This window comes from Variovorax sp. P1_H12_2 (assembly GCF_056405335.1).
Window position 1 is genome coordinate 1 of record NZ_JBFUCI010000232.1, and the last position, 9972, is coordinate 9972.

Genomic DNA, 9972 nt, shown 5'->3' on the forward strand with positions numbered 1-9972 from the left:
ACCCCACGCCAGCCTGAGCCAGCCATGGACGTCACTCCTCATTTCCCGATCTATCTCGACTACGGCGCCACCACGCCGGTGGATCCTCGCGTCGTCGAAGCGATGATTCCCTGGTTGCGCGAGCATTTCGGCAACCCGGCGTCGCGCAGCCACGCCTGGGGCTGGGAAGCCGAAGAAGCGGTCGAGAAGTCGCGTGCCGACGTCGCCGACCTGATCGGCGCCGACCCCCGCGAGATCGTCTGGACCTCCGGCGCCACCGAGTCGAACAACCTCGCGATCAAGGGGGCCGCGCATTTCTACAAGGGCAAGGGCAAGCACCTGATCACGGTGAAGACCGAGCACAAGGCGGTGCTCGACACCATGCGCGAACTCGAACGCCAGGGTTTCGAGGTGACGTACCTGGATGTCCAGGAAGACGGTCTGCTCGACCTCGAGGCCTTCAAGGCGGCCATCCGCCCCGACACCATCCTCGCGAGCGTGATGTTCGTGAACAACGAGATCGGCGTCGTCCAGGACATGGTGGCGCTCGGCAACATCTGCCGCGAAAAGGGCGTGATCTTCCACGTCGATGCGGCACAGGCCACCGGCAAGGTCGAGATCGACGTCAAGACGCTGCCGATCGACCTCATGAGCCTGGCTTCGCACAAGACCTACGGCCCCAAGGGCATTGGTGCGCTGTACGTGCGCCGCAAGCCGCGCGTGCGGCTCGAGGCCCAGATGCACGGCGGCGGCCACGAGCGCGGCATGCGCTCGGGCACCTTGCCGACGCACCAGATCGTGGGCATGGGCGAGGCTTTCCGCCTTGCCAGGCTCGAGATGAAGGAAGACATCGCCAAGGCGAGCGCGCTGCAGAAGCGCCTGCTCGACGGCCTGAAGGATGTCGATCAGGTCTTCATCAACGGCCATCTCGAACACCGCGTGCCGCACAACCTGAACATGAGCTTCAACTACGTCGAAGGCGAGTCGCTGATCATGGGCATCAAGGGCCTGGCGGTGTCCAGCGGTTCGGCCTGCACCTCGGCCAGCCTCGAGCCGAGCTATGTGCTGMGCGCGCTCGGGCGCAGCGACGAACTGGCCCACAGCAGCCTGCGCATGACGATCGGCCGCTTCACGACCGAAGAGGAAATCGACTACGCGATCTCGACCATCAAGCACAACGTCGCCAAGCTCCGTGAACTGAGCCCGCTGTGGGAGATGTTCCAGGACGGCATCGACATCAGCACGATCCAGTGGTCGGCTCACTGAATATTCAAAGAGGTACCCCATGGCTTACTCATCCAAGGTCATCGACCACTACGAAAATCCCCGCAACGTCGGCTCGTTCGAGAAGGGCGACGATTCGGTAGGCACCGGCATGGTCGGCGCACCGGCCTGCGGCGACGTCATGAAGCTGCAGATCAAGGTCAACCCCGAAACCGGCGTGATCGAAGACGCGCGTTTCAAGACCTACGGTTGCGGCTCTGCGATCGCCTCGTCCTCGCTCGTGACCGAATGGGTCAAGGGCAAGACGCTCGACGAAGCGGCTGCGCTCAAGAACGCGCAGATCGCCGAAGAACTGGCGCTGCCGCCGGTCAAGATCCACTGCTCGATCCTGGCCGAAGATGCGATCAAGGCGGCCGTCAGCGACTACAAGGCCAAACACGGCGTAGCCGCCAAGGCCCCCGAAGCCGTCCACTGACATGGCTGTGACCCTGACCGAATCGGCTGCGCGCCACGTCTCCCGCTACCTCGGCAAACGAGGCAAGGGCGTGGGCGTGCGGCTGGGCGTCAAGACCACCGGCTGCTCGGGCTTGGCCTACAAGCTCGAGTACGTGGACGAGTTCGCGCCCGAGGACGTGGTGTTCGAGGACCATGGCATCAAGGTGCTGGTCGACCCGAAGAGCCTGGCCTACATCGACGGCACGCAGCTCGACTTCGTGCGCGAAGGCCTCAACGAGGGCTTCAAGTTCAACAATCCGAACGAACGCGACCGCTGCGGCTGCGGCGAAAGCTTCCGCATTTGATCCCGACCGGCCTCGTGCCCGAGCCGCCACCATGTCATGTGCTGGCGGCTTTTTATCGCCATGAACCTGAACGACACTGATTTCGAGCTGTTCGCCGTGCCGGCGCGCTTCGCGCAGGACCGGGCCGCGCTCGATGCGCGCTGGAAGGAACTGCAGCGCGAAGCCCATCCCGACCGTTTCGCGGCCCAGGGCGCCGCGGCCCAGCGCATTGCGATGCAGTGGTCGGTGCGCATCAACGAGGCCTACCAGCGGCTCAAGAATCCGATCAAGCGCGCGACCTACCTGTGCGAGCTCCACGGCGCGCGCCTGAACGCCGAAACCAACACCGCGATGCCGCCCGAGTTCCTGATGAACCAGATGGAGTGGCGCGAGGAGCTCGACGAGGCCGGCGACGCCGCCGCGCTCGACAAGCTGCGCAGCGAAGTCGAGGCCGGCCGCGCGCGCGCGCTGTCCTCGCTCGACTGGCTGATCGACGAAAAGGGCGACTACGCCGAAGCGGTGCGGCAGGTGAGAGCCCTCATGTTCATAGAGCGTTTTGCCGAGGACATCGAGGCCCGGGCCGATCAGTGGGGACAATAGCGGCATGAATCATTCCTCCGTCCATCACCTCGAGGAGGCCTGATGGCATTGCTCCAGATTTCAGAACCGGGCCAGGCGCCCGATCCGCATCAGCGCCGCATCGCCGTCGGCATCGACCTCGGCACCACGCATTCGCTCGTGGCGGCGGTACGCAACGGCGTCGCCGAATGCCTGCCTGACGCCGAAGGCCGCGTGCTGCTGCCCTCGGCGGTGCGCTACCTCGACGCCGATCGCCGGCAGATCGGCTTCGAAGCGGTGGCGGCGCGGGCCGCCGATCCTTCCAATGTCATCACTTCGGTCAAGCGGCTGATGGGCCGCGGCCTGTCGGACATCGCCAACCGCGACGCGATGGCCTATCGCCTCACGGGCGAGGGCGGCATGGTCAAGGTGCGGACAGCGGCCGGCGAGAAGTCCCCGATCGAAGTCAGCGCCGAGATCCTCGCGACCTTGCGCTATCGGGCCGAGGACACCTTCGACGACGAACTCCACGGCGTCGTGATCACGGTGCCGGCGTACTTCGACGAGGGCCAGCGGCAGGCCACCAAGGACGCGGCCCAGCTCGCGGGGCTGAATGTGCTGAGGCTGATCAGCGAGCCGACCGCGGCTGCGATCGCCTACGGTCTGGACAATGCGAGCGAAGGTGTCTACGCGGTCTACGACCTCGGCGGCGGCACCTTCGACATTTCCATCCTGCGGCTCACGCAAGGCGTCTTCGAGGTCATTGCGACGGGCGGCGACTCCGCGCTGGGCGGCGACGACTACGACCATGCGCTGGCCGACTTCGTGCTGTCGCAAAGCGGGCTCGCGGCGCGCAGCGATGCCGACCGGGCCGCCCTGCTGGTGGCAGCCCGGGCCGCCAAGGAGGCTCTGACCGACGCCCAGGCGACCCTCTTCAGCGCCAGCCTGTCGGGCGAGGAAGTCCGCGTCGACATACGGCGCGAGCAGTTCGAAGCCGCCACGGCGAGCCTGACCGCGCGCACCATCGCGGCCGTGCGCCGCGCGTTGCGCGATGCGCGGCTGCCGCAGGGCGAGCTGAAAGGCATCGTGCTGGTCGGCGGCGCCACGCGCATGCCCCAGATCCGCCGGGCGGTGGCCGAGTGCTTCGGCCGCGAGCCGCTGACCAATCTCGATCCCGACCAGGTCGTCGCCCTCGGCGCGGCGATCCAGGCCAACCAGCTGGCCGGCAACGGCGGCGCCGACGACCTGCTGCTGCTCGACGTGATTCCGCTGTCGCTGGGCATCGAGACGATGGGCGGCCTGGTCGAGCGGATCGTGCCGCGCAACCAGACCATCCCGACCGCGATGGCGCAGGACTTCACGACCTACAAGGACGGCCAGACCGCGCTGGCGCTGCACGTGGTGCAGGGCGAGCGCGACCTGGTCGCCGACTGCCGCAGCCTGGCGCGCTTCGAGCTGCGCGGCATCCCGCCGATGGCCGCGGGCGCGGCGCGCATCCGCGTGACCTTCACAGTCGATGCCGACGGCCTGCTCAGCGTCACGGCGAAGGAGCAGGGCAGCGGCGTCGAGGCGAGCGTCGCGGTCAAGCCATCCTATGGTCTTTCCGACGACCAGATCGCCACCATGCTGCGGGACAGCTTTGCGACTGCGCAGCAGGACATGCAGGCGCGCGCGCTGGTCGAAGCCCGCGTCGATGCCGACCGCATGCTGCTGGCGACGCAAAGCGCGCTCGATGCCGACGGCGCGCTGCTGTCGGACGCGGAGCGCGCCGTGATCGAGGCGCTGATGGCGGCGCTGCGCGACGCGCGCGCCGCCGAGGATGCCGCGGTGGTCGAAGCTGCCACCAAGGCGCTGGCCGACGKCACCGAAGCCTTTGCCGCCGAGCGCATGAATGCGGGCATCGCGCGCGCGCTCGCCGGCCGACAGATCGAATCTCTCTAGAACATGCCCACGATCAAGATCCTTCCCCATCCCGAATACTGCCCGCAAGGCGCCGAGATATCCGCGCCGGCCGGCACCTCGATCTGCGAGGCCCTGCTCGAGAACCACATCAACATCGAGCATGCGTGCGAGATGAGCTGCGCCTGCACCACCTGCCACGTCGTCGTGCGCAAGGGCATCGATTCTCTCAATGAAGCGCAGGAGAGCGAGGAAGACCTGCTGGACCGCGCCTGGGGCCTGGAGCCGCAGTCGCGCCTGAGCTGCCAGGCAATCCTCGCGCAGGACGACCTGACGATCGAGATTCCGAAATACTCGATCAACCACGCCAAAGAGAACCACTGATGAGCCGACTGATCGTCCTGGACACAGAAACCACAGGCCTGTCGGCGGACAACGGCGACCGCATCATCGAACTCGGATGCGTGGAGCTGTTCAACCGCAAGCTCACGGGCAACGACCTGCATATCTATTTCAACCCCGAGCGCGAGAGCCACGAGGACGCGCTCAAGGTGCACGGGTTGACCACCGACTTCCTGCGCGACAAGCCGAAGTTCGCGATGCTGGCCGGCGATATCGTCGAGTACCTGCGCGATGCCGAGCTGATCATCCACAACGCGGCCTTCGACGTCGGCTTTCTCAACCGGGAGTTCGAGCTCGCTGGCCTGCCGCCGCTGCGCAGTTTCGTCGGGGAAGTGACCGACACGCTGGCGATGGCGAAGGCGGTGTACCCGGGCAAGCGCAACTCGCTCGATGCGCTGTGCGACCGCTTCGGCATCGATCGCTCGAACCGCACCTTCCACGGCGCCAAACTCGACGCGCAGCTGTTGGCCGACGTGTAYATCAACCTCACGCGCGGCCAGGATGCGCTGCTGATCGACGTCGCGTCGAACGAGCCCGTGCACGGCGCCGTGGTCGCGGTCGACCTGAGCACCTTCGAGCTGCCGGTGCTGGTCGCGACCGAGCACGAGCTGGCCGAACACGAGGAAGTTCTGTTGCAACTGGACAAGTCCAGCAGCGGCCGCACGCTCTTTCGGCAGATGAGCGAAAAAGCTGTGGCATAATCGCAGGCTTCGCACTACACAGCGCGAATGAATCCAGATGGCGCACGGCATCAGCTTCGTGCGCCGGGGGCGGTTAGCTCAGGGGTAGAGCACAGCATTCACACTGCTGGGGTCGGAGGTTCGAAACCTCCACCGCCCACCATCAATTCTCTTCGTTGCCACGCCGGGCTCGGCGCCATCCCGCTTAAGCTTGCGGGATGGACGAATTCGATTGCGCCGTCATCGGCGCCGGTGTGGTGGGGCTGGCCGTGGCCCGGGCCCTTGCGTTGCAAGGCCGTGAGGTCATCGTGCTGGAGTCCGAAGGGGCGATCGGCACCGGCACCAGTTCGCGCAACAGCGAAGTCATCCACGCAGGCATCTACTATCGCCAAGGCTCCCTGAAGGCGCAGCTGTGCGTCGACGGCAAAGAGCGGCTCTACGCCTACGCCGGCGAGCGCGGCCTGCCGCACCGGCGCTGCGGCAAACTGATCGTCGCCACCAGCGAGGCCCAGCTCGGGCAGCTCGAGGCGATTGCCGCCAAGGCCCGCGCCAATGGCGTGGACGACCTGGCGCTGCTCACGCGCGAGCAGGCGCGTGCCATGGAGCCACAGCTCGAATGCCTGGCCGCCCTGCATTCGCCGAGCACCGGCATCGTGGACAGCCACTCGCTGATGCTGAGCCTGCAGGGGGATCTGGAGCACGCCGGCGGCCTGGTGGCGCTGAAATCCGAGGTCGTCGGTGCCGAGTGCCGGGGCAGCGACATCGTGCTGAAGTCGCGCGACGGCACCGCCCTGCGCTGCAACACCGTCGTGAATGCAGCCGGCCTCGTTGCGCCGCGGCTCGCGCGGCAGTTCGAGGGTCTGCCGTCCGATTCGGTGCCGACGGCCTATTTTGCGAAAGGCAGCTACTTCACGCTGGCCGGCCGTGCCCCCTTCCAACGACTGATCTACCCGGTGCCCGAGGCCGCGGGCCTGGGCGTGCACCTCACGCTTGATCTGGGCGGCCAGGCCAAGTTCGGTCCGGACGTGCAGTGGGTGGCGTCGCCCGATGATCTGGTCGTGGACGCGGCGCGCGGCGAGGGCTTCTACGCCGAGGTGCGCAAGTACTGGCCGGCGCTGCCGGACGCTGCGCTGGTCCCTGGCTATGCAGGCATCCGCCCCAAGATTTCGGGACCCGGCGAAGCTCCCGCCGACTTCCTGATCCAGGGCCCCGAGGTGCACGGCGTGCGGGGACTGGTCAACCTGTTCGGGATCGAGTCGCCGGGGCTGACCAGCAGCCTGGCGATCGCCCATCACGTGTCCGTGCTGCTTTCGTAGGCCGGCGCGGGCATGTACCATGGAACGGCACGCCGTTTGTCGGCGTGGTGTCGCCGGCGCGGTGCCGGCCTGCCTGAGGAGGACTTTTTTCGATGACTGCATCCACCAACCTCGAAGCCGCGGCCAACGCCGTGGCTGAAGACATCGCGAGCGACGTGCGCAACGTGCTCGCCAGCAAGGATCTGGACGCCGTGCCGCACATCAAGGCGCTTCGCCAGCGCGTCGACAGCAAGTTGGCGATTGCGCGCGAGATCGCCGCCGAGAAGAGTCGGATCGCCGCCAAGAAGGCTCGTGAAGCCGCCACCTCGGCCAACGCTTATGCGCATGACGAGCCGTGGCAGATCGCCGGCGCTGCATTGGCCGTGGGCGTGCTGGTGGGTCTGCTGCTTGGCCGCCGCTGAGCGCGGCCTGCGCGGCGCGCGGAAGGCGGGCGCCGAGGCTGCGCCATGAGCCTGGCGTCCCTGTTCGGCCTGAAATCCCGTCTGCGGCGCCTGCGCATCCTCGCCGGTGAAGGTGCACTGGCCGCCGAGGATCGTGCACAGCTCCTGAGACTGGCCTGGGAAGAAGAGAAGAAGCGCCTGCGGCTGGTCATGGGTCTGGGGATCGCTGTCATCGGGCTGACCACCGTTGCCATCGCGCTGCTGTCGGTCGCGATCGTGGTTCACTTCTGGGACACGCCGCATCGGAATACGGCGGCCTGGGTCTTGGCGCTGGTCTGGGTCGGGCTCTGGGTGGCTGCCGTGCTGGCGCTCCTGGGGACGCTGCGCGAGTCGTCGGCCTTCGCGCCGGCGCGTGAGATCTTCGAGCGCGATCTCGAATGGGTCCACGACCGCTTCGGCCCTCATGACGACGAAGAAGAGGCTCCGCCCGTATCCGTGGCGCTGGACCGCGATCAGCTGCTGGCCCGCATCGAGCGCCAGCGTCAGCGGATCGCGACACTCCAGGCGGCTTCGAGCGGCGCCGGCGAGGCACCGGTCCCGAACGAGACCGCCACCGCCGCGGCGTTGCGCATTGCGCGCGAGCATCCGGTCGCCACCGGCGTGGCGACCGCCGCGGTCATCGCCGTGCTGGGTCCGCGCCGGCTGGTGCGCTGGGCGTCGGTGGTGGCTCCCGTGCTCTGGCGCATGCGGTGAGCGCGCTGGCTCAGGCCTTGCGCTCGCGCAGCGCCTGGGCCGCCTGGCGCACCAATGCCGGTCCGCGATAGATGAGGCCGGTGTAGATCTGCACCAGGTTGGCCCCGGCCTCGATTTTCTCCACGGCGTCGGCCGCGCTGAGCACCCCGCCGGCGCCGATGATCGGGAACTTCGGTCCGAGTGCGGCGCGCAGCTGGCCGATCACGCGGTTGCTGGCCTCCCGCACCGGCGCGCCCGAAAGCCCCCCCGATTCCTCCGCATGGGGCAGGCCCGCCACGGCATCGCGCGCCAGGGTGGTGTTGGTCGCGACGACGCCGTCCATGCCATGGCGCAGCAGCGTCGCCGCGATCACCTTGACCTGGGCCTCGTCGAGATCGGGTGCGATCTTCACGAACAGCGGGACCCGCTTGTTCTGGCGCGCGGCCAGCGCCTCGCGTTTGTCCGCCACGGCGCCCAGCAGCGCGTCGAGCGCTTCATCGCTTTGCAGCGAGCGCAGGTTGGCGGTGTTCGGGCTCGAGATGTTGACCACGACGTAGTCGGCGTGCGAATAGACGCCGTCCAGGCAGATCAGGTAGTCGTCCACCGCGCGCTCGATCGGCGTGGCCGCGTTCTTGCCGATATTGAGGCCCAGCAGCATGGGTGGCTTCGAGGTGTCGCGCCGGAAGCGCGCGCGCTGGACGTTGGCGATGAAGGCCGCCAGGCCTTCGTTGTTGAAGCCGAGCCGGTTGATCAGCGCGTCGCGTTGCGGCAGGCGGAAGATGCGCGGTCTCGGATTGCCCGGCTGCGGCTGGGGCGTGACCGTTCCGACCTCGACGAAGCCGAAACCCATGGCGGCGAAGGCGTCAATGCAGCGGGCGTTCTTGTCGAGGCCCGCGGCGAGGCCGATGCGGTTCGGGAACGAGAGCCCGGCGAGCGTGACCCGGTCGGCCACGCGAGGCGCCGCATAGGCGCAGACCAGTGGCGTGTTCTGGGTCCTTGCTAGTGCGTCGAGGGTCAGTTCATGGGCCCGTTCGGGGTCGACGCCGAACAGGAAGGGGCGGGCAAGCCCGTAAAGAGAGGAGGGCAACGGCAGGAGCATCGGATAATTCTCGGCTTCAGACTTCAATCAGCCCAGGATTCTCCCCGATGACCTCCACCGCACCTGTTCCCGCCCCGACCCAGGACGAACTCAAGGCCCAGGTGGGCCGCGCCGCGCTGGACTACGTGGTCAAGGGCGAGATCGTCGGGGTGGGCACCGGCTCGACGGTCAACAAGTTCATTGATGCGCTGGCAAGCCTCAAGGACCAGATCCGCGGCGCCGTGTCGAGCTCGGTGGCCTCGACCGAGCGCCTGCGGGCGCTGGGCATCCCGGTCTTTGACAGCAACGAGGTCGAGGAACTGGCGGTCTATATCGACGGCGCCGACGAGATCGACGGCCGCGGTTACATGATCAAGGGCGGCGGCGCGGCGCTCACGCGCGAGAAGATCGTCGCCGCGCAGTCCAAGCGTTTCGTCTGCATCGCCGATGCCTCCAAGCTCGTGAACACGCTCGGCGCGTTTCCCTTGCCGGTGGAGGTGGTCCCGATGGCGGCACGGCGGGTGATTCGGCAGTTCGCACGCCTCGGCGGCCTGGCGCAGGTGCGCGAGAAGGACGGCGTGCCGCTGGTCACCGACAACGGCCAGCACATCATCGACGTGACCGGCCTGCGAATCACGGATCCGCTCGATTTCGAGAGCGAAGTGAACCAGTGGGCGGGCGTTGTCACCGTGGGCGTGTTCGCGCGCCAGCGCGCCAATGTGTGCCTGCTGGGCACCGCATCGGGCGTGCGGACGCTGCGCTTCGACTGAAAGCTCCCACGCTCGCTGCGTGGGGTCGCTGCCCACCGGGGCGGCCCGACGCGGCCTGACCGGGCCTGCGGCCTAGAACTTGATGCCGGCGGGGTTGCTCGGGCTCGGCCCGCTGGCTGGCGGCGGGGCCTCGGCAGGCGCCGGTGCAGCAGCGGCCGGCGGCGCGGGTTCGGCC

At 67.7% G+C, this 9972-nt stretch carries 12 protein-coding genes and 1 tRNA gene; 12 read left to right on the forward strand and 1 reads right to left on the reverse strand.

Annotated elements, in window-relative coordinates; all coding sequences use genetic code 11:
- Window positions 1–24 precede the first annotated feature (24 nt).
- From AC1D2K_RS21290 to AC1D2K_RS21340, 11 genes are all read left to right on the forward strand, one after another.
- A complete protein-coding gene (locus AC1D2K_RS21290; RefSeq protein WP_478090820.1) occupies window positions 25–1245 on the forward strand; it encodes an IscS subfamily cysteine desulfurase in 1221 nt (406 codons plus the stop codon).
- Between the two features lie 19 nt (window positions 1246–1264).
- Window positions 1265–1678: a Fe-S cluster assembly scaffold IscU gene (gene iscU / locus AC1D2K_RS21295; RefSeq protein WP_478090821.1), complete on the forward strand. Its 414-nt coding sequence runs from the start codon at window positions 1265–1267 to the stop codon at window positions 1676–1678.
- Window position 1679: 1 nt separating this feature from the next.
- Complete coding sequence (iscA, locus tag AC1D2K_RS21300; RefSeq protein ID WP_286507593.1) at window positions 1680–2003, forward strand: iron-sulfur cluster assembly protein IscA; 324 nt, start codon at window positions 1680–1682, stop codon at window positions 2001–2003.
- A gap of 60 nt (window positions 2004–2063) precedes the next feature.
- Window positions 2064–2582: a Fe-S protein assembly co-chaperone HscB gene (gene hscB, locus AC1D2K_RS21305; protein WP_478090822.1), complete on the forward strand. Its 519-nt coding sequence runs from the start codon at window positions 2064–2066 to the stop codon at window positions 2580–2582.
- 42 nt (window positions 2583–2624) lie between these two features.
- Window positions 2625–4481, forward strand: a complete 1857-nt coding sequence (hscA, locus tag AC1D2K_RS21310; RefSeq protein ID WP_478090823.1) for a Fe-S protein assembly chaperone HscA — start codon at window positions 2625–2627, stop codon at window positions 4479–4481.
- A gap of 3 nt (window positions 4482–4484) precedes the next feature.
- Window positions 4485–4823 carry an ISC system 2Fe-2S type ferredoxin gene (fdx, locus tag AC1D2K_RS21315; protein WP_478090824.1) on the forward strand — a complete coding sequence of 113 codons (339 nt, stop codon included), beginning with the start codon at window positions 4485–4487 and terminating at the stop codon, window positions 4821–4823.
- Window positions 4823–5542 carry a DNA polymerase III subunit epsilon gene (dnaQ, locus tag AC1D2K_RS21320; protein ID WP_478090825.1) on the forward strand — a complete coding sequence of 240 codons (720 nt, stop codon included), beginning with the start codon at window positions 4823–4825 and terminating at the stop codon, window positions 5540–5542. The genes fdx and dnaQ overlap by 1 nt, the downstream gene beginning before the upstream one ends.
- A gap of 67 nt (window positions 5543–5609) precedes the next feature.
- A tRNA-Val gene (locus AC1D2K_RS21325) sits at window positions 5610–5684 on the forward strand.
- A 55-nt stretch (window positions 5685–5739) separates the two neighbouring features.
- A complete protein-coding gene (locus AC1D2K_RS21330) occupies window positions 5740–6837 on the forward strand; it encodes an NAD(P)/FAD-dependent oxidoreductase (protein WP_478090826.1) in 1098 nt (365 codons plus the stop codon).
- 92 nt (window positions 6838–6929) lie between these two features.
- Window positions 6930–7238: a glycine zipper domain-containing protein gene (locus tag AC1D2K_RS21335; protein ID WP_478090827.1), complete on the forward strand. Its 309-nt coding sequence runs from the start codon at window positions 6930–6932 to the stop codon at window positions 7236–7238.
- A 45-nt stretch (window positions 7239–7283) separates the two neighbouring features.
- Window positions 7284–7970, forward strand: a complete 687-nt coding sequence (locus AC1D2K_RS21340) for a phage holin family protein (RefSeq protein ID WP_478090828.1) — start codon at window positions 7284–7286, stop codon at window positions 7968–7970.
- 10 nt (window positions 7971–7980) lie between these two features.
- On the opposite strand, the gene AC1D2K_RS21345 is transcribed toward AC1D2K_RS21340, so the two are convergent.
- Window positions 7981–9048 (reverse strand): quinone-dependent dihydroorotate dehydrogenase, encoded by a 1068-nt coding sequence (locus AC1D2K_RS21345; protein WP_478090829.1) that lies wholly within the window; start codon window positions 9046–9048, stop codon window positions 7981–7983.
- Window positions 9049–9095: 47 nt separating this feature from the next.
- Here AC1D2K_RS21345 and rpiA point away from each other — a divergent pair, with 47 nt between their 5' ends.
- A complete protein-coding gene (gene rpiA, locus AC1D2K_RS21350; RefSeq protein ID WP_478090830.1) occupies window positions 9096–9797 on the forward strand; it encodes a ribose-5-phosphate isomerase RpiA in 702 nt (233 codons plus the stop codon).
- The last annotated feature ends 175 nt before the right edge of the window (window positions 9798–9972 follow it).